The sequence below is a fragment of the Rhizobium acaciae genome (assembly GCF_025941625.1).
Lineage (GTDB): Bacteria > Pseudomonadota > Alphaproteobacteria > Rhizobiales > Rhizobiaceae > Rhizobium > Rhizobium acaciae.
Genome location: NZ_JAPCZO010000021.1, coordinates 33,269 through 54,402, shown reverse-complemented (window position 1 = coordinate 54,402; position 21,134 = coordinate 33,269). Strand labels below are relative to the sequence as shown.

22 protein-coding genes are annotated in these 21,134 nt (G+C 60.4%); 21 read left to right on the top strand and 1 reads right to left on the bottom strand.

What is annotated here, in order from left to right; translation table 11 throughout:
- Nucleotides 1-193: 193 nt before the first annotated feature.
- The 10 genes from flgB to fliP are packed head-to-tail and all read left to right on the top strand — an operon-like array spanning nucleotide 194 to nucleotide 6,281.
- Nucleotides 194-586: a flagellar basal body rod protein FlgB gene (flgB, locus tag OLZ32_RS28525; protein ID WP_003545529.1), complete on the top strand. Its 393-nt coding sequence runs from the start codon at nucleotides 194-196 to the stop codon at nucleotides 584-586.
- Between the two features lie 4 nt (nucleotides 587-590).
- A complete protein-coding gene (flgC, locus tag OLZ32_RS28520) occupies nucleotides 591-1,007 on the top strand; it encodes a flagellar basal body rod protein FlgC (RefSeq protein ID WP_003545531.1) in 417 nt (138 codons plus the stop codon).
- Nucleotides 1,008-1,009: 2 nt separating this feature from the next.
- Nucleotides 1,010-1,351 (top strand): flagellar hook-basal body complex protein FliE, encoded by a 342-nt coding sequence (locus OLZ32_RS28515; protein WP_003545533.1) that lies wholly within the window; start codon nucleotides 1,010-1,012, stop codon nucleotides 1,349-1,351.
- A 19-nt stretch (nucleotides 1,352-1,370) separates the two neighbouring features.
- A complete protein-coding gene (gene flgG, locus OLZ32_RS28510; RefSeq protein ID WP_003545534.1) occupies nucleotides 1,371-2,159 on the top strand; it encodes a flagellar basal-body rod protein FlgG in 789 nt (262 codons plus the stop codon).
- 16 nt (nucleotides 2,160-2,175) lie between these two features.
- Nucleotides 2,176-2,658, top strand: coding sequence for a flagellar basal body P-ring formation chaperone FlgA (gene flgA / locus OLZ32_RS28505; RefSeq protein WP_003545535.1), 483 nt, complete (start codon nucleotides 2,176-2,178; stop codon nucleotides 2,656-2,658).
- Nucleotides 2,655-3,776 (top strand): flagellar basal body P-ring protein FlgI, encoded by a 1,122-nt coding sequence (locus tag OLZ32_RS28500; RefSeq protein WP_003545536.1) that lies wholly within the window; start codon nucleotides 2,655-2,657, stop codon nucleotides 3,774-3,776. The genes flgA and OLZ32_RS28500 overlap by 4 nt, the downstream gene beginning before the upstream one ends.
- Nucleotides 3,773-4,315 (top strand): MotE family protein, encoded by a 543-nt coding sequence (locus OLZ32_RS28495; RefSeq protein ID WP_003545537.1) that lies wholly within the window; start codon nucleotides 3,773-3,775, stop codon nucleotides 4,313-4,315. The genes OLZ32_RS28500 and OLZ32_RS28495 overlap by 4 nt, the downstream gene beginning before the upstream one ends.
- Nucleotides 4,312-5,028, top strand: coding sequence for a flagellar basal body L-ring protein FlgH (flgH, locus tag OLZ32_RS28490; RefSeq protein WP_003545538.1), 717 nt, complete (start codon nucleotides 4,312-4,314; stop codon nucleotides 5,026-5,028). The genes OLZ32_RS28495 and flgH overlap by 4 nt, the downstream gene beginning before the upstream one ends.
- Nucleotides 5,029-5,040: 12 nt before the next feature.
- Entirely contained in the window at nucleotides 5,041-5,547 is a 507-nt protein-coding gene (locus OLZ32_RS28485; RefSeq protein WP_003545539.1) for a flagellar basal body-associated FliL family protein, read from the top strand.
- Nucleotides 5,544-6,281 (top strand): flagellar type III secretion system pore protein FliP, encoded by a 738-nt coding sequence (fliP, locus tag OLZ32_RS28480; protein WP_003545541.1) that lies wholly within the window; start codon nucleotides 5,544-5,546, stop codon nucleotides 6,279-6,281. The genes OLZ32_RS28485 and fliP overlap by 4 nt, the downstream gene beginning before the upstream one ends.
- 144 nt (nucleotides 6,282-6,425) lie before the next feature.
- Here fliP and OLZ32_RS28475 read toward each other — a convergent pair whose 3' ends face one another.
- Nucleotides 6,426-8,399: an O-linked N-acetylglucosamine transferase, SPINDLY family protein gene (locus OLZ32_RS28475; protein ID WP_017990282.1), complete on the bottom strand. Its 1,974-nt coding sequence runs from the start codon at nucleotides 8,397-8,399 to the stop codon at nucleotides 6,426-6,428.
- A 430-nt stretch (nucleotides 8,400-8,829) separates the two neighbouring features.
- Between OLZ32_RS28475 and OLZ32_RS28470 the strand changes: the two genes are divergently transcribed.
- The 11 genes from OLZ32_RS28470 (at nucleotide 8,830) to OLZ32_RS28420 (ending at nucleotide 21,119) form a co-directional block, all read left to right on the top strand.
- Nucleotides 8,830-9,735 carry a flagellin N-terminal helical domain-containing protein gene (locus tag OLZ32_RS28470; RefSeq protein ID WP_003545546.1) on the top strand — a complete coding sequence of 302 codons (906 nt, stop codon included), beginning with the start codon at nucleotides 8,830-8,832 and terminating at the stop codon, nucleotides 9,733-9,735.
- A gap of 282 nt (nucleotides 9,736-10,017) precedes the next feature.
- Entirely contained in the window at nucleotides 10,018-10,926 is a 909-nt protein-coding gene (locus OLZ32_RS28465) for a flagellin N-terminal helical domain-containing protein (RefSeq protein ID WP_003545548.1), read from the top strand.
- 245 nt (nucleotides 10,927-11,171) lie between these two features.
- Complete coding sequence (locus OLZ32_RS28460; protein WP_003545550.1) at nucleotides 11,172-12,083, top strand: flagellin N-terminal helical domain-containing protein; 912 nt, start codon at nucleotides 11,172-11,174, stop codon at nucleotides 12,081-12,083.
- 300 nt (nucleotides 12,084-12,383) lie between these two features.
- Nucleotides 12,384-13,346, top strand: coding sequence for a flagellin N-terminal helical domain-containing protein (locus OLZ32_RS28455; RefSeq protein ID WP_003545552.1), 963 nt, complete (start codon nucleotides 12,384-12,386; stop codon nucleotides 13,344-13,346).
- Between the two features lie 203 nt (nucleotides 13,347-13,549).
- Complete coding sequence (locus OLZ32_RS28450) at nucleotides 13,550-14,179, top strand: hypothetical protein (RefSeq protein WP_264397736.1); 630 nt, start codon at nucleotides 13,550-13,552, stop codon at nucleotides 14,177-14,179.
- The gene (locus OLZ32_RS28445; protein WP_003545554.1) at nucleotides 14,176-15,504 is read left to right on the top strand and encodes a MotB family protein; all 1,329 of its coding nucleotides are present in this window, start codon (nucleotides 14,176-14,178) and stop codon (nucleotides 15,502-15,504) included. The genes OLZ32_RS28450 and OLZ32_RS28445 overlap by 4 nt, the downstream gene beginning before the upstream one ends.
- Nucleotides 15,505-15,508: 4 nt before the next feature.
- Nucleotides 15,509-16,804 (top strand): chemotaxis protein MotC, encoded by a 1,296-nt coding sequence (motC, locus tag OLZ32_RS28440; RefSeq protein WP_264424086.1) that lies wholly within the window; start codon nucleotides 15,509-15,511, stop codon nucleotides 16,802-16,804.
- The gene (gene fliK / locus OLZ32_RS28435) at nucleotides 16,801-18,234 is read left to right on the top strand and encodes a flagellar hook-length control protein FliK (RefSeq protein WP_264424084.1); all 1,434 of its coding nucleotides are present in this window, start codon (nucleotides 16,801-16,803) and stop codon (nucleotides 18,232-18,234) included. Before motC ends, fliK begins: the two co-directional genes overlap by 4 nt.
- Entirely contained in the window at nucleotides 18,182-18,739 is a 558-nt protein-coding gene (locus OLZ32_RS28430) for a transglycosylase SLT domain-containing protein (protein ID WP_017959005.1), read from the top strand. The genes fliK and OLZ32_RS28430 overlap by 53 nt, the downstream gene beginning before the upstream one ends.
- Nucleotides 18,740-19,019: 280 nt before the next feature.
- On the top strand, nucleotides 19,020-19,691 hold the full coding sequence (gene rem, locus OLZ32_RS28425) for a transcriptional activator Rem (RefSeq protein WP_003545558.1): 672 nt from the start codon (nucleotides 19,020-19,022) through the stop codon (nucleotides 19,689-19,691).
- A 126-nt stretch (nucleotides 19,692-19,817) separates the two neighbouring features.
- Nucleotides 19,818-21,119 (top strand): flagellar hook protein FlgE, encoded by a 1,302-nt coding sequence (locus OLZ32_RS28420; RefSeq protein WP_003545559.1) that lies wholly within the window; start codon nucleotides 19,818-19,820, stop codon nucleotides 21,117-21,119.
- Nucleotides 21,120-21,134 lie beyond the last annotated feature (15 nt).

The window sequence follows — 21,134 nt, the reverse complement described above, 5'->3', positions numbered from 1 at the left end:
TTTCCTTAAATCGATTCCAGTTTAAGAAATGGCGCAGCAATTCAAAGAGTTACAGCGTCCATGCGCGTCCGAAAGACGCGCGGCGCTGTCATCGCGGCGGCCTTCGCCGAAAACCGCCCCGAAGCCTGAATTCCCGTAAGTCCCACGCAAGATTACCGCACTAGGTTCGGGACAGTAAAAACGGAGAGTTCTCATGCAACCGATCCAACTTTTCGACTTGGCTTCGCGGCAGGCGGAATGGCTGACGATCCGTCAGCAGGTTGTTGCCGGCAACATCGCCAATGCCAATACGCCGAAGTTCCGCGCCAAGGACGTTACGCCCTTTGATGCGGTGCTCGACAATTCCAATATCAACATGGCGCGCACCAATCCGGCGCATCTCAGCGGCAACGATTTCAGCGACAGCGGCGATATCGACGTCAAGGACGCCGCACTCGACCAGGAAATCGGCGTCCAGGAATCCGGCAATACGGTCGGTTTGGCCGAGGAGCTCTCCAAGTCGGGCGATATCAAGCGTCAGTACGATCTGAACACTTCGCTGGTCAGTTCCTTCAACCGCATGATGTTGATGACGGTCAGGAGGTAAAGTCATGGATCCGCTTTCAGCAGCAATGAAAATCGCCGGTTCCGGGCTCGAGGCGCAGTCGACGCGCCTGCGCATCGTTTCGGAAAACATCGCCAACGCCCGCTCGACCGGCGACACGCCCGGCGCCGACCCCTATCGCCGCAAGACGATTACTTTCGGCCAGCAGATGGATCGCAGCAACGGCGTCGAGACTGTCGGCGTCAAAAAGGTCGGCGTCGACGAAGGCGACTTCAGCACTGAATTCGACCCCAGCAATCCGGCTGCGGACCAGAAGGGCGTCGTCAAACTGCCGAACGTCAATATCCTGGTCGAGATGGCCGACATGCGCGAAGCCAACCGCTCGTATGACGCCAATCTGCAGACCATCAAACAGACCCGCGATCTCATCTCCTCCACGATCGACCTCCTGAAGAGCCAATAATAATGATCAGCAGCGTCCAGAATGTCAGCAACCTTTCGATGACCCGTGCGCTCGGCGCCGTCGACACCGAAAATTCCGCCTCGTCGTCTGCCGCCACCATGTCGGGTGCCGCCGGTGCGGCCAATGGCATGAGCTTCGCCTCTGTCATGGGCAGCATGGCGAGCGACGCGGTCAGCAGTCTGAAGGGTGCGGAAAGCATGTCCTTTGCCGGTATCAAGGGCACGGCGACGACGCGCGAAGTCGTCGATTCCATGCTCCAGGCCGAGCAGACGCTGCAGACCGCGATTGCCATCCGCGACAAGGTCGTCTCGGCCTTTCTCGAAGTCACCAAGATGCAGATGTAACTGATTTGAGGACGAACACATGAGAGCGCTCGCCATCGCAGCAACGGGCATGGATGCCCAGCAGACCAATCTGGAAGTCATCGCGAACAACATCGCGAACATCAATACGACCGGTTTCAAGCGCGCCCGCGCCGAATTCTCGGATCTCCTCTACCAGACCGAACGTGCCAAGGGTGTCGCCAACCGCGCCAACCAGGCCGTCGTTCCTGAAGGTGCCAATATCGGCCTCGGCGTCCAGACCTCGGCGGTCCGCAACCTGCATCTCCAGGGCGAACTGACCCAGACCGGCAACGATCTCGACGTAGCGCTGATCGGCAAGGGCTTCTTCCAGATCCAGTCGACCGACGGTACGACGCTTTACAGCCGCGCCGGCGCCTTCAACAAGAACGACCAGGGCCAACTCGTCACCATCGACGGCTACGAGGTCCTTCCCGGCATCACCATTCCGACGGGCTCGACCGAACTGACGATCAGCCGCTCCGGCCAGGTCTCGGCCAAGCTGCCGGGCGCGACGGAGGCGACCGAGCTCGGCCAGTTGACCCTTGCCGACTTCGTCAACGAGGCCGGTCTCCAGCCGCTCGGCGACAATCTCTTCCAGGAAACGCCGGCCTCCGGTGAAGCCGTCATCGGCAATCCCGACGAGGAAGGTTTCGCCTACATGAAGCAGGGTTACCTGGAATCTTCGAACGTCGACCCGGTGAAGGAAATCACCGAGCTGATCTCGGCCCAGCGCGCTTACGAAATGAATTCCAAGGTGATCACCACCGCTGATGAAATGGCCTCCATCGTCAGCAAGAACCTGAAGTAAAGGGAAGGGCCGAAACATGATGTTTTGCCGGGCAGGACACATCTCAGGATGGGTGGCGGCAGCCACGATCGCAGTCGCGGGCATTTTCTTGCCCGCGGACGTGGATGCCGGCATGGGTTATGCCGTCGTCCCGACGACGATCATCTACCCCGGCGACACATTGTCGTCGAGCCAGCTTCAGGAGGTCGAGGTCACCAACCCCAACCTCGCCGGCGATTATGCCAAATCCATTTCCCAGGTCGAAGGCATGGTTTCCAAGCGCACGCTTTTGCCGGGCCGCACGATTTCGGTTTCGGGTCTGCGCGAGGCCTATACGGTGACGCGCGGCTCTTCGATCCGCCTGGTCTTATCGCTCGGCGCGATGACGATCTCCGCCGCCGGCACGCCGCTCGAAGACGGCACGATCGGGCAGGTCGTTCGCGCGCGCAATATGGACTCCGGCGTCATCGTCAGCGGCACGGTGCTTGCGGACGGCACGGTCCATGTGAGGGCAAAATGAAATTGTTCTTCCGTTTCGTCACCCTTGTCGCGGTTCTCGCCATGAGTTTGGCTGATGTCGCGCCCGCCTGGGCGCTGACCTCCCGCATCAAGGATATTGCCTCCCTTCAGGCCGGGCGCGATAACCAGTTGATCGGTTATGGCCTCATCGTCGGCCTGCAGGGAACCGGCGACGGCTTCCGTGCCTCGCCCTTCACCGAGCAGTCGATGCGGGCGATGCTGCAAAATCTCGGCATCTCGACGCAGGGCGGTCAGTCCAACGCCAAGAATACCGCGGCCGTGATGGTCACCGCCAACCTGCCGCCCTTCGCAAGTCCCGGCAGTCGTATCGACGTGACGGTGAGCTCGCTCGGCGACGCGACGTCGCTGCGCGGCGGCACGCTCGTCATGACCTCGCTTTCCGGCGCCGACGGCCAGATCTACGCCGTTGCGCAGGGCGCTGTCATCGTCTCCGGTTTCCAGGCGCAGGGCCAGGCGGCGACCGTGACCGAAGGCGTCACCACTGCAGGCCGCGTGCCCGGCGGCGCGATCATCGAACGTGAACTGCCGTCCCGCTTCAAGGACTCGGTCAATCTCGTCCTGCAATTGCGCAACCCAGACTTCTCGACGGCGATCCGTATCGCCGACATCGTCAACGGTTATGCCTCGGCGCGCTTCGGCGGCCCGGTCGCCGAAGCCAAGGATTCGCAGGAAGTCGTGATCCAGAAGCCGCGCGCGGCCGATCTCACCCGGTTGATGGCCGACGTCGAAAATCTCATCGTCGAAACCGATACGCCGGCCAAGGTGGTCATCAACGAGCGCACCGGAACGATCGTTATCGGCTCCGACGTCCGCGTCTCGCCGGTCGCCGTCAGCTACGGCACCCTGACGGTTCAGGTCACCGAGACGCCGCAGATCATCCAGCCCGAACCCTTCTCGCGCGGTCGGACCGCCGTCCAGCCGCAGACCGATATCGCGGCCGAGCAGACCGGTGGGCGCGTCGCCATCATCGATGGTCCAGATCTCAGGACCCTAGTCGCCGGCCTCAACAATATCGGTGTGAAACCGGATGGCATCATCGCCATTCTCCAGGGCATCAAGTCGGCAGGCGCCCTGCAGGCGGAGCTTGTGCTGCAATGATTGACATCATCAACCCTGACATGACGGTTCTGCAATTGCTACGCCGGCTGGCGCTGCCGGCCGCAGGCCTCGTCCTTCTGTCGATCCCCAGCGCCTTCGCGCAGGAACATGCGCCGGCAGGCGACATCACCTCCCAGGATGAGATCAAGCAGTTCTGCACCAACATCGCCGAGCCCGCCCGCGACCAGCGTTACCTCCTGCAGAAGCAGGAACTGGAAAAGCTTCGCGCCGACATCGACGCCCGCATGGAAGAAATGGACAAGCGCAAGGCCGAATACCAGGACTGGCTGAAGCGGCGTGACGATTTCCTGAAGCAGGCGGAAGCCGGCCTCACCGAAATCTACAGGAAGATGAAGCCGGATGCGGCCGCACTTCAGTTGCAGGACATGAAGATCGAGGTGGCCTCCGCCGTGATCATGCGGCTCGGCCCGCGTCAGTCGAGCCTCATCCTCAACGAGATGGACCCTGAGAAGGCCGCGGTCATCGCCAGCGTCATCGCCAGTGCGTCCGATCCCAATACGTCGAAGGATCCTTCATGAATATGCGTTTCCCGGCCGTGATCGCCGCCCTCGCACTCCTTGCAGGTTGCCAGTCTCCGACGGCGGTCAGCGAGATCGGCCGTGCGCCTGCCATGAGCCCGATCGGCAGCGGCCTCGCTTACGGCCAGACGCCACAGATGGCGCTTTATCCGAAGCAGCCGCGCGCCGTGGCGCAGGGCTATTCGCTGTGGAGCGATTCGCAGGCCGCCCTCTTCAAGGACGCGCGCGCGCTCAACGTCGGCGACATCCTGACCGTCGACATCCAGATCAACGACAAGGCCTCCTTCGACAACGAGACCAACCGCAGCCGCACGAATTCGAGCGGTATGAACTGGGATGTCAACGCCCAGATCTTTGGCTGGACGCCCGAGTCGAAGACCGACCTGACTTACGGCTCCGATACCAGCACCGACGGCAAGGGCAAGATCGAGCGCACCGACAAGCTCACCCTTCTGGTCGCCGCCGTCGTCACCGGCATTCTCGAAAACGGCAACCTCGTCATCTCGGGCTCGCAGGAAGTTCGCCTGAACCAGGAGCTGCGCATCCTCAATGTCGCCGGTATCGTTCGCCCGCAGGACGTCAATGCCGACAACCAGATATCCTACGACAAGATCGCCGAAGCCCGCATCTCCTACGGTGGCCGCGGCCGCCTAATGGAAGTGCAGCAGCCCCCGCGCGGCCAGCAGGCCGTCGATCTTTTCTCGCCGCTTTGAGGCTGAACGACAATGGCAGAGCCAGACGCAAGCGCAGGTCAATCGCAGAAGAAATCCGGCTCGCTGATGACGATCATCGGCATCGCCGTCCTGACCCTGCTCGGCGCCGGCGGTGGCTGGGCGGTCGGTACGATTGTCGCACCCAACATCAAGGGTGCCAAGGAGGTCGAGCAGGCCAAGGATGCAGAGGCGAAGAAGAAGGCCGAGGAAGGCCTGGCGCGCATCTCGACCGAGGCCAACAACGTCGTCCAGCTCGAGCCGATCACCTCGAACCTCGCCTACCCCTCAGAAAACTGGGTGCGACTCGAAGTCGCGCTGCTGTTCAACGGGCCTCCGGATGTCAAGGTTTCCGAGGATATTCACCAGGATATCCTCGCTTATATCAGGACCGTTTCCCTCCAGCAGATCGAGGGACCGCGGGGCTTTCAATATCTCAAGGATGACATACAGGAACGTGTTGACCTTCGCTCGCAAGGGCGGGTATCGAAGGTCATGTTCAGGACATTTGTCATCGAATGATTCGTCTCATAGTTTTCCTTGCCGCCATGATGGCGGTACCGGAACTGGCGGTGGCACAGCAGCTGCCGACTGACTTGTTGAACGTGCCGGTCGATGGCTCCGTCGCTGCCTGGATCATCCGCACATTCGGCCTGCTGACCATTCTTTCGGTCGCGCCGGGTATCCTGATCATGGTGACGAGCTTTCCGCGCTTCATCATCGCCTTCTCGATTCTGCGCTCAGGGATGGGCCTCTCCTCCACGCCCTCCAACATGATCCTCCTGTCGTTGTCGCTGTTCATGACCTTCTACGTCATGTCGCCTACCTTCGATCAGGCCTGGCAAAACGGCGTGCAGCCGCTGCTTGCCAATCAGATCAACGAGACCGAGGCGGTCCAACGTATCGCTGAACCCTTCCGCACCTTCATGGCGGCCAATACCCGCGACAAGGATCTGGCGCTCTTCGTCGATCTCGCGCGCGAACGCGGACAGAATATCCAGACGACCGCTCCGATCGACTACCGCGTGCTGATCCCGGCCTTCATGATTTCCGAGATTCGCCGCGGCTTTGAGATCGGCTTCCTCGTCGTGCTGCCGTTCCTCGTCATCGACCTCATCGTCGCGACCATCACCATGGCGATGGGCATGATGATGCTGCCGCCGACCTCGATCTCGCTGCCTTTCAAGATTCTCTTCTTCGTGCTGATCGATGGCTGGAACCTGCTCGTCGGCAGCCTGGTGCGCTCGTTCAGCTGACCGGCTGCCGCCGCTTGGATATTCGCCAATGAGAAAACCCGTCGGATTTGCTCCGGCGGGTTCTTTCATTATGCAACAATTCAAAGTGCTACAGCGTCCCTTACCCGTCTGAAAGACGCGCGACGCTGTAGCGGTCGAAAAGTCTCACTCGGCCGCGAACGGCGCCGTGCGCGGCGGCAGCGCCGGAATGTCCATGTGATCGGGTGCAAGACCCTGCCTGGCGCGCTCGGCCATGACTTCATAGGCCTTCTCCAGATGGTCGCAGAACCGTTCGGCATCGAAGAGCGGTGCGATATAACGCTTCTCCTTGAGATGCGCCTTGTATTCGGCGATCCGCCCGGGATTCTCAGCCAGTTCGACGGCCATATCCTCATAGGCCTGCAGGTCGGGCGCGACGAGATCGGGCAGGTCGATGGCCCTGAGCAGGCTCTCGCTGACGCGTGACGCGAAGTTGGTACCCTTGACGGTCAGAACCGGCAGGCCGCCCCAGAGCTGCTCCGAGGTGGTCGTGTGGCCGTTGACGGGGAAGGTATCGATGCCGAGGTCGGCCGCCTGCTGGCGGTCGATGTGCTGTTCATAGGGCGCGCGCGGGCAGAAGATGATCCGCTTGGGCGAAATGCCTGCCCCCTGGAATTGCTTCAGAAGGTTTGCCTGGTTGCGCGGCGTATTCGCCATCAACCAGAGTACGCTGTTTGGGGCGCGCTTCAGGATACGGCACCAGCTGCCGATCGTCTCCGGCGTGATCTTGCGGTTACCGTTGAAGGACGCGAAGATGAAGGCGTCATCAGGCAGGCCGAGTTGCTCGCGGGTGACAGGACGCGGCTTCGGACGATGCATCGGGTCGTTCGGCTGGTAGCACTCCGGCAGCCGGCAGAACTTCTCATGGTAGAAGGGCTTGGCCACCTCGGGCAGGACGAAATGGTCGCCGATGACGTAGTCGAGGTCGACATTGACCGTGCTGCCGGGAAAACCGAGCCAGCCGACATGCACTGGTGCGAGCGGCAGGTTGAAGGCCGTCGCGCGACTGCCCGAAGTGTGGCCCTTCAGGTCGACCATGATGTCGATATTGTGCTCGCGCACCACTTCCAGCACCGCCTGATCGGAGAAGCCGTGAACGGTGACGATCCGGCCCCAGCGGCTGCGGTCGATCGTGTTATGCTTGAGGTATTCCGGGCCTGTATGGCAGAAGAGCGTCACCTCGAACCGGTCCTTGTCGTGCAGTTCGAGGATGCGCTGCAAGAGCTTCATCGTTGCGTGGCGATCCCAGAAGTCTGATGACATGTAGCCGATCCGGATCTTGTCCGACCAACTGTGCGGCTGGTTGCGGCGGAAGGCCACCCGTTCCTGGTTGAGGGGGTTGGTGCCGATCGTCGCATACCGGTTGAAGTCTTCGTTGCCGCACCAGTGCAGGTGATAGAACGGGTTGTCCTTGCGCAGGATCTCGATATCGCCCTTTGCAAGGGCCGCGTCGATCACCGCCTGATGCTTGCTCGCCTCTTCGAACTCATTGAATTCGCGTGCGAAAACAAGGTGAAGGAAGCGAAATGCGAGGTTGCCGGGAAAACGCTTGAAGATGTTGCGCGCGAGGTTCTGGTTGGTTGCGTCGTTCAGATCGTCGCTCAGCAGCAGGGCCGCCAGGCGCATATGATCGGGATTGGCACTCTGCGACAGCACCGTCTTGAACGGGCGGATGATATCCCGCTGCTGCCGCTTCAGATAGATCGCGGTGATGATGAAGGCGAGCTCCGCGTCTTCCTGCGCCTTGGTGAGGTTTCGCATGGCGATCAGCAGAGCATCGTCCTCGTTGCCGGTCTCGTAATGCAGCTTGGCAGCCTGTTTCTGGTATTCGTAGGAATTCGGTCCTTCGCAGTTGCCGGCCAGGCCATAGGCTTTCGCGGCGTCGGCCTTGAAGCCGAGCTGCACGAGGTTCTTGGCCAGCAGCGCATAGGTCTTGGCGTCCTGCTGGATATCCATCAACTGGTTGAGCGTCGCCAAGGACTGTGTGTAGCGGCCCATCTGGTAATCCTTGGATGCCGCAGAGAACGAAACTTTGCTGTTCAAAACCCAACTCCGTGAAGGAAATGCTCTGGCGTGACTGTCGATCGCCGAAGCGCGCATGGACCGTCCTCCCGAAAACGAGGTCAGTCCGATGATGCTATCCCGGCATCTGCCATACTGGCATTCGAAGCTTGCTTGAAACCGGTGGCGCGATGAGTGCCTGCTTTGTCCGGAAAGCCTCGACTGTCCCAGGAAAGCGCCCCTTCCGCCGGTAAAATTCGCTTTTACCGCTCGAATTCGGATGCCAAGAATTATCTTCAGCAGGCATTAACTAAGCCTTGTGAGAAGGCATTAACTATGCCCCGCAAGGAGCCGGCCGAGGGTCTGTATTTTTAAGGAGTTGGCAAGCATTGGCTGCGAGATTGCCCTGGACATGACGGGTTTGGGCCAAACAAAACAGGCGCCGAGTAGCATGAAGCTGGTCCGTCATCGCCGGTACTATAGTCCGGTATGTCCTCCTTTTTGTATCTAGTTTCCAGGGGACAGACTTATGACAAGCATTAACACGAATTCTTCCGCAATGGCCGCTCTGCAGACGCTGCGTAGCGTCAACCAGAACCTGAACAACACGCAGAACCACGTTTCCTCTGGTTACCGTGTTGAAAAGGCTTCGGACAACGCTGCTTACTGGTCGATCGCAACGACCATGCGTTCGGACAACAAGGCTCTCTCGGCCGTCTCCGACGCTCTCGGCGTAGGCGCCGCCAAGGTCGACACTGCTTACACCGCCATGGACAGCGCCATCGACGTCGTCGGCGACATCAAGGCGAAGCTCGTTGCCGCCACTGAAAACGGCGTCGACAAGGCCAAGGTCCAGGAAGAAATCGGTCAGCTGCAGCAGCAGCTCCTGAGCATCGCTCAGTCGGCTTCCTTCAATGGGGAAAACTGGGTTGCCGGCGCTGACGGCACCAAGAGCGTCGTCTCCTCGTTCGTCCGTGACGGCTCCAACGCCGTTTCGATCACCACGACCGACTATATTCTCGACAGCGGCTCTGCAGGCAACGTTCTGTTCGGCATGAGCGGCGGCTCGGTCGAAACCTCCACGGGTATCCTCGGTACTTCGACTGGTGCGACCGGTTCGATCTACGCGATGGACATCACCAGCTTTACGTCCGGCCAGATCCAGTCGGCTCTGACCAACGTTGAAGCGGCTCTGAAGGCCATGACCAGCGCCGGCGCTGCTCTCGGCTCGCTCTCCAGCCGCATCGACGCTCAGGACGACTTCGTCTCCGCTCTCAGCGACTCGATCGACTCCGGTGTCGGCCGTCTCGTCGACGCCAACATGGAAGAAGAGTCCTCCAAGCTCAGCGCCCTGCAGACCCAGCAGCAGCTGGCGATCCAGTCGCTGTCGATCGCGAACTCCTCTTCGCAGAACATCCTGTCGCTCTTCCGCTAAAACCGGTCGGCACAAGGTTTCCAAGTCTCGCGGCCGGGTCATCCCCGGCCGCGAAATATTTTAATATAAGGTTAATGAAAATCCCTCTAACCATCAGATATTTTTAAGTAATTTCCAATTCGAATTCAGCTTTCCTTAACCATCTTGGTGTTTTCTAGGCCCATCGAAACGGCGAGTTAACCTTAACAGAAATGGTTAACAGGCATGATGCTGATCGCTGTGGGCCGGCCGAAAATCCGGAATGTCCCTGTTTAAAATCTGCCAACAAGGGGCAAGCAAACTATGACGAGCATCAACACCAATAACGCTGCAATGGCAGCCCTCCAGACTCTCCGTGGCATCAACCAGGGTCTCCAGGAAACCCAGGCCCACGTTTCGTCCGGCTATCGCGTCGGCAAGGCTTCCGACAACGCTGCTTACTGGTCGATCGCAACGACCATGCGTTCTGATAACAAGGCTCTCTCGGCTGTCTCCGACGCTCTCGGCCTCGGCGCTGCAAAGGTCGACACCGCTTACTCCGCCATGGACAGCGCCATCGACGTCGTCGGCGACATCAAGGCGAAGCTCGTTGCCGCCACTGAAAACGGCGTCGACAAGGCCAAGGTCCAGGAAGAAATCAGCCAGCTGCAGCAGCAGCTCCTGAGCGTCGCTCAGTCGGCTTCCTTCTCCGGTGAAAACTGGGTTGCTGGCGCTGACAGCACCAAGAACGTCGTTGCCTCCTTCGTCCGTGACGGCTCCAACGCCGTTTCGGTCGTGATGACCGACTATGTTCTCGACAGCTCCTCCATGGGCAACGTTCTGTTCGGCATGAGCGGCGGCTCGGTCGAAACCTCCACGGGTATCCTCGGTACTTCGAATGGTGCGACCGGTTCTGTCTACGCAATGGACATCACCAACTTCACCCTCGGCGAAATCCAGTCGGCTCTGACCAACGTTGAATCGGCTCTGAAGGCGATGACCAGCGCCGGCGCTCAGCTCGGCTCGATCTCCAAGCGCATCGAACTGCAGGAAAACTTCGTCTCCGCTCTCAGCGACTCGATCGACTCCGGTGTCGGCCGTCTCGTCGACGCCAACATGGAAGAAGAGTCCTCCAAGCTCAGCGCCCTGCAGACCCAGCAGCAGCTGGCCGTCCAGTCGCTGTCGATCGCGAACTCCTCTTCGCAGACCATCCTCACGCTGTTCCGCGGCTAATAACCCTCGGAAACATCAGCCCGCCGGTCTCCGGCGGGCATTGGTATCGAGCCGCGCTCCGATGGAGCGCGGCTTTTTTAATTTCCGTTAACGATCGATTAACCATAATGCTGTCTTCTGCGGTCAACGAGACGGCGGGTTAACCAAATTTAAGAATCGGTTAACAGGCATGAGGCTGGTCCCCGTTCCCGGTAGCTTTCCGGAATGTCCCTTTTTTCCACATGCCGACAAGGGGCAATCATTTCATGACCAGCATTTTGACGAACGTCGCGGCAATGGCCGCTCTTCAGACACTTCGCGGAATCAACGACAGCCTCGAGGACACGCAGAACCGCGTATCATCGGGTTACCGCGTCGAAAAGGCGGCCGACAACGCCGCCTACTGGTCGATCGCAACGACCATGCGTTCCGACAACAAGGCACTTTCCGCCGTTTCCGACGCTCTTGGCCTCGGCGCCGCCAAGGTCGACACCGCTTACTCCGCCATGGACAGTGCCATCGATGTCATCAGCGAGATCAAGGCGAAGATCGTCGCTGCAACCGAAAAGGGTGTCGACAAGGCTAAAGTGCAGGAAGAAATCGGCCAGCTGCAGCAGCAGCTCCTGAGCATCGCGCAATCGGCTTCCTTCTCCGGTGAAAACTGGGTTGCCGGCGCTGACGGCACCAAGAGCGTCGTTTCCTCGTTCGTCCGCGATGGCAACGGCAATGTCTCGGTCAAGACGACGGACTACATTCTGGACACGAGCTCGGCGGGCAACGTTCTCTTCGGCATGGACTCGACCGGCGCGATCGAGACCAGCTCCGGCCTTATCGGCACATCATCCGGTACGATCGGCTCGATCTACTCGATGGACATCACCAACTTCGATTCGCCTGAGATCTCCATGGCCCTGACGTCGATCGAGGCAGGCCTTGAGGCGATGACCAAGGCTGCATCGCAGCTCGGCTCTATTTCCACTCGCATTGAGCTGCAGGAAGGCTTCGTCAGCGCGCTCAGCGATTCGATCGACTCCGGTGTCGGCCGCCTCGTCGACGCCAATATGGAAGAAGAATCCTCCAAGCTCAGCGCCCTGCAGACCCAGCAACAGCTGGCCATTCAGTCGCTGTCGATCGCCAACTCCAGCGCTCAGAACATCCTCACGCTGTTCCGCAGCTAAGTCAGGCGCTGAAGCTGGACCGAATCTTGCGCCATCGTCTGGCAGCACGTGTAAAGCCTCCCGGACCGCGCCCGAAACGGCGCGGTTCCTTCTTTTATATCAATAGTTTGATCGAAATTTCTGTCGACGCGCCAAGCTCGGCGCCGCGCTCTTGCCCAACAGGTTGATATCGAGTTAACTTCGCTTTGAGTTGATTTGCTTTTGCGACACACCGGTGGAAACCCTGCCGGAGGCATGACGCCACCCCAGTCGCCGCCGGCAATCCGGCCTGCCCTTTCACCCCGATTCCGAGACCTGTCGATGACCGTTAAGATTACCAGCGCGGCCGCGGTGAATGCGCTTGCGGTGCTGCGCAGCATCAACAAAGAAGCCAGCCAGACCCAACAGCAAGTGTCCTCGGGATATCGTATCGAGACGGCCGCCGACGATGCGTCCTACTGGTCGGTCGCGACCGTCATGCGTTCGGACAGCACCAATCTCGGAACGGTCGGAGATGCGCTCGGTCTTGGCGCTGCCAAGGTGGATGCGACCTATACGGCGATGAACTCGGCGATCGATCTCATAGGTGAGATTCGCGCCAAGCTGGTTTCGGCAAGAGAGCCGGGCACCGACAAGGACAAGATCAACGCCGAGATCAGTGAATACAAAGAGCAGTTGCAGACGATCGTTGAATCGACGTCGTTTGCGGGAGAGAACTGGCTGCTGAACGGCGACACTGCTGCGCCGCCGACATGGTCGATCATTTCCGGTTTCGTGCGCGCTCCGACCGGCGAATACCAAGCCCAGACCATAGATTTCCCATCGTCGCAGACCATCCTCATCGACAAGAACAATGCGAGCGGCGGCCTGCTGACCAAGTCGGTCGATGCCAACGCGATCAACAACAGCGGTGCGACGTCGCGCAACTACTATCTTTTGAACGCCAACTCGACCACGCCGGCGACAGGTACGGAAATTGCGATCGACAACAACACGACCGATGCGCAACTCACCGACATGCTTGACGTCACCGACGCGCTTCTCTCCTCGCTGACGACGACGGCCGCGTCCATCGGCGTGATGAAGACGCGCATCGACGATCAGATCGACTATACCGCGGATCTGGCCGATTCGATCGACAAGAGCGTCGGCGCGCTCGTCGACACCGACATGGACGAAGCTTCGATCCGGCAGAAGGCGATCGAGACCCAGAAGCAGATGGCCGTCGAAGCGATCTCGATCCTCAACACGGCCGCCAGCAAGATCCTGATCCTGCTGGAATAGGGGTGGGCGCGATCACGAGTGGCGGCGGCGCCATTCATCCTCGCGCAAGTTTGACTGCCTAGTTTCCGGCATGAAGGCATCGTCCGAATCCATGCCGGTGCAGGGTCAGGCCCTTGCCCGTTTCGAAGGGGATGCCGGCGCGCAAGGTCACTTTAAGCGGGGGCGGGCATGCTGCATGCCTCCCGAATGCTGGATGGTTTTTTATGAGCATTACGCTTTCCCGGTATTTGAAGGATTTCGGTGAACCGGAATCGTCAGCGCCGATCCTCGACATGAACGATTTCGGCGGCGACGATTTCCCCGAAATGCCGAGCGAACCCGCAATCGACGTCGAGGCGGAGCGCCGCGAAGCCTATGCGGAAGGTCATGCCGCAGCGACCGTGGAATTGACCGAGAAATACGAACGCGAGGCGCGGGCGCTGGCGGAGGTCCATGCGCGTGAACTCGAGGAACTGAAGCTTCGCTACGAAGTCGAGGCGGCGGCGGTCATTGCATCCCGCATCCGCGATATTGCAGAAGAGGTCGCTCAGCTGGTCAGCGCCGGCGCTGCTCAGGTCATCGCGCCTGTGATGACGGAAGCGCTCGCCGCCAAGGCTGCCGAAAGCCTCGCCGCCCTGCTGCGTGATGCGATCCTCGAAGGCGCGGCCGGAGCAATCGTCGTCAGGGGCCCGACCCGGCTTTTCGACATATTGAAGGCCGAGCTCGGCGAACATGCCGGCGCGGTTCGCCACTTTGAGACCGACGATATCGATCTTGCCGTCGAAATCGGTGATTCCGTTATCGTCACCCGTATGTCCGCCTGGGCGGCCAGCTTGAAGAAAGTTCTGGAATGAGCGAAGGCGAAAACCACCACCACGGCAAGAACGAGATTATCATCGTCAAGAGACATGGCGGCGGTGATCACGATGGCGCCCACGGCGGTGCGTGGAAAATTGCCTATGCCGACTTCATGACGGCGATGATGGCGTTCTTCCTGGTCATGTGGCTGGTCAATGCCGCTAACGAGGAGACCAAGGCCTCGGTCGCGACCTACTTCAATCCGATCAAACTCTCCGACGAAAAGCCGACCGAGAAGGGCCTGAAGAAGCCCGTCGACAATGCCGAGGGTGAGGAGAAGCAGGAGAAGTCGAAACAGAAGGAAGAAGATCCGAACGACGGCAAGGCCGCGGCGGATGGTGACGACCAGACATCGACCTCCGGCGACCAAACCAATTATTCCGAGGCCGATTTCTTCGAAAACCCTTATTCGGTTCTCGCCGAGATCGCCCAGGAAGTCGGCCAGCAGGCCAATGTCAGCGCCAAGGGCGATGGCGGTGCCGCCGATTCCGGCCCGGCCACCGGCGCCGATGGCGGCGAGGCCTATCGTGATCCCTTCGATCCGGATTTCTGGACGAAACAGGTCGAGGTCACGACGGCCGGCAAGCCGTTGCCGCCCGGCAAGAGCGACGACCAGGCGGTCGAGAGCGAGACGACCGAGATCGCCAAGCTTGAGGATGCCAAGCCGATACCGCTGACCACCGATCAGAAGGGTGCCCAGGAAACCAAAGAAACCAAGGAAACCAAGGGCGCGGTCGAGGCCAAGGACGGCAAGACGCCGGGTGGCAAATCGCCCGAAGACAAGAAGGCCGACGCTCAGAAGGACGCCGATCATCAGAAGGATGCGGACAAGAGTGCCGCCGAGGCCGAGCAGCAGCAGAAGGAAGCCGAGCAGTTGCAGGCGCAGATCGCCCAGCAGATCGGCGGCGTGGCCGGCAAGCTCGCCGAAGGCCTGACCGTGACGGCGTCCGAAGGCGGATTGCTGGTCAGCATCTCCGACCAGAGCGACGATTCGATGTTCAATATCGGTTCTGCGGTTCCGCGCCAGGAAATGGTGCTCGCCATGGAAAAGATCGGCGCGATCCTGAAGGAGAGGGGTGGTGCGGTTGCCATCCGCGGCCACACGGACGGTCGCCAGTATAAGGGCACGCAGAACGAGAACTGGCGGCTTTCGATGGACCGCGCCCAGAGCGCCTACTACATGCTTGTACGTGGCGGGCTCGACGAGAAACGCATCTCCCAGGTCTCCGGCTTCGCCGACCGTAGGCTGAAGCTGCCGTCTGACCCGTTCAACGCGACCAACCGCCGGATCGAGATTCTGGTGCAGGCGGATCAAGGATAGTCGAATGGCGCGTCGGCAGCATCGTTACGTCGGATTTGTGGCCCTCGGCCTGGCGATGCTTTCGCCGGCCGCAGCCAATGCGCAGGATTCGGACGATCTCGCGCCCTACAAGATGCTGCGGTCGCTGCAATTCGTGCAGGATTCCGTCGTTACCGGCGATCATTCGGCCGGTGAGATGCAGCGCTTCATGCTGGGCACGATCGACGAGCGGCTGCGCACCGTCAATCCCTCGATCTTCGACGACGACCGCAATGTCGACGCAGCGCTGATCTACACGATGAGCGGCGGCAATCCCCAGACGCTCGAATATCTGATCGCCCACGACGTCAACGGCTATTTCGACAACCGCGTTACCGACGTGCTGCGCAAATATCTGAGCGGCAAGGGCCTCCTCGTCGCCAAGACGCTGCAGGAGACGGCCAGGGAATATCGCGACAAGAAGATCGGACCCTACCTTGCGCTGATCGGCGGCAACGTGCTGATCGCGACGAAACCGACAGACGCGCTGGATCTCTACGACCAGGCGCGTCTTGCCGCGCCGGGTACGATCGTCGAGGAGGCGGCGTTGCGCCGCTCAGTCGCCATTTGCGTCGACAAGGGGATGCTCGACAGGGGAATGGCCTATTCACAGCGCTATGTCAGACGATTCCTGCATTCGCCCTATGCCAGCCAGTTCGCCGATCTTTTCGTCACCCTCGTCGTCGGCCACGATCACGACGTGAAACCGCAGGATGTCATTGACATCCTGTCCTTCATGGACGCACCCCGCCAACGCGAGGTTTATCTGCGTATCGCCCGCGCCGCCGCTATATCAGGCAAGCCGGAGCTGGCGCGCATGGCGGTCGGACGCGTGCAGTCGCTTGGCGGCGGCACCGACAATGCTTTCGGTCCGCTCGCGGATTTCTATGGCGGCATGGCCGGCCTTCCCACGGAGGATATCGATCAGGCAGCAAAGAATGTCAGCGGCATCGACGGCAATGCGCTGTCGCGGCGGGATCGGGCTCTGCAGGAGGCGGCGCGATCCGTTGCCGAGCAGATCCTGCGCGCTCCCGACCCGGCAAGCTTGACGCAAGCCTCCAATCCTAACACTGATCATCAAGAAATCACTTCTGAAAAGGCTGCGGCGATAGCCATGCAACCGGGAGCGCCAGGCGCGCTTTCCGAGCCTGTTCCGGGAGGTGTGGCATCGACTGGCCAAAGCCAGGATACCGACCCCTCATTCAACGCATTTGTGACGACCAGTCGATCCAAGCTCGACGAGATCGACGGTCTTCTGGCGCAGGAAGGCAACGAACAATGATGGATATAAGCGTCTCGGGCGGAGCCTCCGGTACGGAGACGGCTGCGGTTGCGAAATCCGCGCGACTGGCCGGAAAAGGTGATGCCGACGGCCAAAAGAACGGCTTCTTCGACGCGCTTGCCAAGGCAGGCAGCGATGCCGTCAATGGCGAGCCCGACGATGCGCAGCCGGATCAGGGCGTGGCTGCCGATGGCGGCGCCGAGAAAGTGGCGCGGACGATCCGCGGCCGCAGCAGTGCAAAGCCGCTGATCGACCTAAGCGACGCCGCTCTGAAGGCACAGGCGGAGGTGCAGCCGGAAACGATTGCCAGTGTTGAAAAGGCCACGACAAAGCCCGTAAAGGCTGAGGTCAAAATGCCGGCCGATCTCGCCTTCGGCAAGCTCGATCCGAAGGACAGTCCCGCAGACGAGGTCGCTCCGGCAGCCAAGGGCGGCAAACACACCAAGGCCGACGCGTTGGAAACCGATACGGACAAGGTCAGCGACGATGATGACGGCGGCATTTCCGATGTCCTGGGTCTGCTGAAGCAGGAGCCTGCCGACGGGACCGTGACTTTGCCGGCGGCCACCGCACATCACCTCTCCGCCAAGGTCGACCAGGCTGGAGCGGGCGACAAGAGCCTCGATAGTATCGAGGCCAAGGCGGGCGGCCATGCGTCCGACGCTCTTGCCGCGGTCAGCGGCAATAACGAGAGCGGCAAGGCGAATGACATCAAGGTTCCCGGATCGGAGACTGCCGAAGCCGCCGATGGCAAGACATTCTGGTTGAGCCGCGCCGATGGCCGCGGCGTGTCGATGGATGTCCACATCGGCACGGATCAGGCCGGGCCGAAAGATGGCACGAAGAAGGCCGATGTCGAAAACGTTTCGGTGCTCGAATCGCGCCGCTATATCGGCCTGATGCAAAATACGAATTCCGCCGCCGTCACCGCCGCTCTCGCCGGCGATACCGAATGGGCGCGCGCCATGGAGCCGAGCTCGGCGCTCTCCAACGCGGCGGAATGGACGAGCACCGGCAAGGTGGTCAATACGTTGAAGATCCAGATGAACCCGCTCGATCTCGGCCTGGTGACGGCGACCATGCGCCTGTCCGGCGACGCCCTGAACATCGACCTCAAGGTCGATACCGGAGCGGCCTATCGTCAAATGAAGGAAGATCACGGCAAGATTCTCGAAGCTCTGCGCAGCCAGGGTTACGCGGTCGAAAACGTCACCATCAGCATGGCGCCGGTCGAGCGTCCCGACGCCGGCAATCAGGGCCAGGCCTCTCAGCAGCAGTCGCTTCCTCAACAGGGGCAGGGCGGCGAGGCGCGCGAGCGCCAAAATCAGACGGCACAGCGGACGGACGGAGGCTTCAATGGCGCAGGCGATACCAGTATTGAAGACACTCGTTCTGGCGGCAGCAGCGGCACTGGCGGCGTTTACCTCTGAGGCGATCGCCTCCACCGGCGCCTGCGAACGCGAGATCCAGTCGGCAGCGGCCAAATACGGCATCCCGGAAGGCATCCTCTATTCGGTCGGTCTGACGGAGACCGGCCGCAAGGGCTCGCTCTATCCCTACGCCATGAACGTCGAAGGCAAGGCGATCTTTCCGCCCTCGGAGCAGGACGCGATGCGGCAGTTCGATGTCGCCCGCAGCAGCGGCGCCAAGCTCATCGACATCGGCTGCATGCAGATCAACCATTACTTTCACGGCGAGAATTTCCGCTCCGCTGAGGAGATGTTCGACCCGCATCGCAACGTCGAGTATGCGGCAAAATTCCTCCGCAATCTGCATGACCGTCACGAGACATGGACGATGGCGGTAGCCAGATACCATGCTGGACCCAACAACAATCCGGCGCAGAAGCAATATGTCTGCCGCGTCATCTCCAATCTCGTGGCTACGGGTTACGGCAAGTGGACTCTCAATGCGAGTAACTTTTGCCGAAATTGATTCAACCAAAGATGGAAGAGGCGTATTGTGACGAAACTGTGTCACAATGTGGCGGGAATCCGGCGGGAATCCCCTGCGCAAGTCATATTTAACCGACTGTTAACTTTTCCACGAAATTTTGGTGTGCATAATCAGGTGTACCCACTAGATATAGATCAAATCGCTACCCAGATCTTAATCAATTATTAGTTTCTGCCATTAACTTTAACGAGTTGTCGCCGATTCGTGCGATTCGTACCCATAGATCATCGAAGTGCCACACTGATTCGGAGGCGGACGAATGATCGTAGTGGTTGATGAGCGTGAGCTCGTGAAAGATGGATACACATCTCTGTTCGGTCGTGAGGGCATTCCCTCCACCGGCTTTGATCCAGCGGAATTTGGCGAGTGGGTACAGACCGCCGCCGATTCCGACATAGCTGCAGTCGAGGCCTTTCTGATCGGTCAGGGCCAGCGCAACTTCGAACTGCCCCGGGCGATCCGGGACCGGTCGATGGCGCCGGTGATTGCGGTCAGCGACCAGCACTCGCTCGAAAACACTCTTGCGCTTTTCGATTGCGGCGTCGACGACGTGGTGCGCAAACCGGTGCATCCCCGCGAGATCCTCGCAAGGGCGGCTGCCATCCGGCGCCGGCTGAAGGCGATCACCAACTACACCGAGATCGGCGGTATCCGCGTCTTCTCGGATGGTCGTGACCCCGAGATCAACGGCGAAGTCTTCGCACTTCCCCGGCGCGAGCGCCGCATCCTCGAATATTTGATCGCCAATCGCGGTCGCCGGGTCACCAAGACCCAGATCTTCAACGCCATCTACGGCATCTTCGATGAAGAGGTCGAGGAGAACGTCGTCGAAAGCCACATCTCGAAGCTGCGCAAGAAGCTGCGCAAAAAGCTCGGCGTCGATCCGGTCGATTCCAAGCGCTTCCTTGGTTACTGCATCGATTGGGCCTGATTTCTCGGCCGGGCGGCGGCGCCCGGCTGAACCTCAATATCCGGCCTCGCAACTCGCCATGACAGACAGCTTCACGCAAGGCCCGACAAATACTCTCGTGCATAACATGTAAAACGAGGTTTTCAGATGAGCATTTTCGGCAGCATGAAGACGGCAGTATCGGGGATGAACGCGCAGGCGAACCGCCTCAGCACCGTCGCCGACAACATCGCCAACGTTAACACCACCGGTTACAAGGCTGTGTCGACGAGCTTCTCGTCGCTGGTTCTGCCCTCCTCGGGCGGCAACTACAATTCCGGCGGCGTTCAGACCTCGGTCCGCCAGGCCGTTTCCGACCAGGGCGATATTTCCTACACCACCTCGAGCACCGACCTCGCGATCTCGGGCGACGGCTTCTTCATCGTCCAGGGTGCGGACGGTACGCCGGTCCTGACCCGCGCCGGCGACTTCACCAAGGACGACGAAGGCAACCTCGTCAACGCCGCCGGCTTTCAGCTGATGGGTTATTCCTATGACGCCGGCTCTCCCGCCGTCGTCGTCAACGGCTTCGATGGCCTCGTTCCCGTCAATGTCAATCAGGAAGGGCTGACCGCCATCGCCTCGACATCAGGGGTCTTCAAGGGCAACCTCGATTCCGGCGCCAATGTCGTTTCGACCGCGGCGGATCGCCCGAGCGCCAACAGTGCCACCACGACAGCCGACACCAAGAAGTTCTCGATGGTCGCCTACGACTCTCTCGGCAACAAGGTGATGTACGACTTCTATTTCACGAAGACCTCGGTCACGACACCGCCGCCGGCAACTCCTGCGACTGCCAGCACCTGGGAAGTTGCGATCTTCCGCAACGCCGATGCTGCGACGGGCGGCACGACCTCCTTCCCTTACAGCACCGCCGCTATCGGCACGACCACGCTCGATTTCGACGCCACTGGAAAAATAACCAACTCGACGGGTGCCGTCACGATCGACGATACGGCGAGGACCGGCCAGATGATCGACATGGATCTCACGGGCTTCACGCAGCTCGGCGCCGACTTTGCCGGCACCGGTACGCCGAACGGCCAGGCCGCCAGCCCGGTCAAGGACGTCACGGTCGATGGTGACGGCATCGTCTACGCCAAATACGAGGACGGCAGCACCAAGCCGCTCTACCGCATTCCGCTGGCCAACGTCGCGAGCCCGGACAAGCTGACGCTGATGAGCGGCAACGTCTACAGCGCCAACGGCCAGTCGGGCGTCACTGTCACCGGCTTCCCGCAGACCAACGGTCTCGGCACGATCAAGGCAGGTGCCCTCGAAGGCTCGAATGTCGACCTCGCCGGCGAGCTGACCGAGATGATCGAATCGCAACGCAGCTATACCGCCAATTCCAAGGTGTTCCAGACGGGTTCCGACATTATGGACGTTCTCGTCAACCTCAAGAGATAAGCAAGGTACCGGGTA

Coding starts and splice junctions, on each gene's coding strand:
- OLZ32_RS28465 (WP_003545548.1), top strand. CDS start 10,018: ATGACGAGCATCAACACCAATAACGCTGCAATGGCAGCCCTCCAGACT.
- flgH (WP_003545538.1), top strand. CDS start 4,312: ATGAATATGCGTTTCCCGGCCGTGATCGCCGCCCTCGCACTCCTTGCA.
- flgC (WP_003545531.1), top strand. CDS start 591: ATGGATCCGCTTTCAGCAGCAATGAAAATCGCCGGTTCCGGGCTCGAG.
- flgB (WP_003545529.1), top strand. CDS start 194: ATGCAACCGATCCAACTTTTCGACTTGGCTTCGCGGCAGGCGGAATGG.
- OLZ32_RS28475 (WP_017990282.1), bottom strand. CDS start 8,399: ATGCGCGCTTCGGCGATCGACAGTCACGCCAGAGCATTTCCTTCACGG.
- OLZ32_RS28455 (WP_003545552.1), top strand. CDS start 12,384: ATGACCGTTAAGATTACCAGCGCGGCCGCGGTGAATGCGCTTGCGGTG.
- OLZ32_RS28495 (WP_003545537.1), top strand. CDS start 3,773: ATGATTGACATCATCAACCCTGACATGACGGTTCTGCAATTGCTACGC.
- OLZ32_RS28500 (WP_003545536.1), top strand. CDS start 2,655: ATGAAATTGTTCTTCCGTTTCGTCACCCTTGTCGCGGTTCTCGCCATG.
- flgG (WP_003545534.1), top strand. CDS start 1,371: ATGAGAGCGCTCGCCATCGCAGCAACGGGCATGGATGCCCAGCAGACC.
- fliK (WP_264424084.1), top strand. CDS start 16,801: ATGATGGATATAAGCGTCTCGGGCGGAGCCTCCGGTACGGAGACGGCT.
- motC (WP_264424086.1), top strand. CDS start 15,509: ATGGCGCGTCGGCAGCATCGTTACGTCGGATTTGTGGCCCTCGGCCTG.
- OLZ32_RS28460 (WP_003545550.1), top strand. CDS start 11,172: ATGACCAGCATTTTGACGAACGTCGCGGCAATGGCCGCTCTTCAGACA.
- OLZ32_RS28515 (WP_003545533.1), top strand. CDS start 1,010: ATGATCAGCAGCGTCCAGAATGTCAGCAACCTTTCGATGACCCGTGCG.
- OLZ32_RS28445 (WP_003545554.1), top strand. CDS start 14,176: ATGAGCGAAGGCGAAAACCACCACCACGGCAAGAACGAGATTATCATC.
- OLZ32_RS28450 (WP_264397736.1), top strand. CDS start 13,550: ATGAGCATTACGCTTTCCCGGTATTTGAAGGATTTCGGTGAACCGGAA.
- OLZ32_RS28420 (WP_003545559.1), top strand. CDS start 19,818: ATGAGCATTTTCGGCAGCATGAAGACGGCAGTATCGGGGATGAACGCG.
- fliP (WP_003545541.1), top strand. CDS start 5,544: ATGATTCGTCTCATAGTTTTCCTTGCCGCCATGATGGCGGTACCGGAA.
- OLZ32_RS28485 (WP_003545539.1), top strand. CDS start 5,041: ATGGCAGAGCCAGACGCAAGCGCAGGTCAATCGCAGAAGAAATCCGGC.
- rem (WP_003545558.1), top strand. CDS start 19,020: ATGATCGTAGTGGTTGATGAGCGTGAGCTCGTGAAAGATGGATACACA.
- OLZ32_RS28470 (WP_003545546.1), top strand. CDS start 8,830: ATGACAAGCATTAACACGAATTCTTCCGCAATGGCCGCTCTGCAGACG.
- flgA (WP_003545535.1), top strand. CDS start 2,176: ATGATGTTTTGCCGGGCAGGACACATCTCAGGATGGGTGGCGGCAGCC.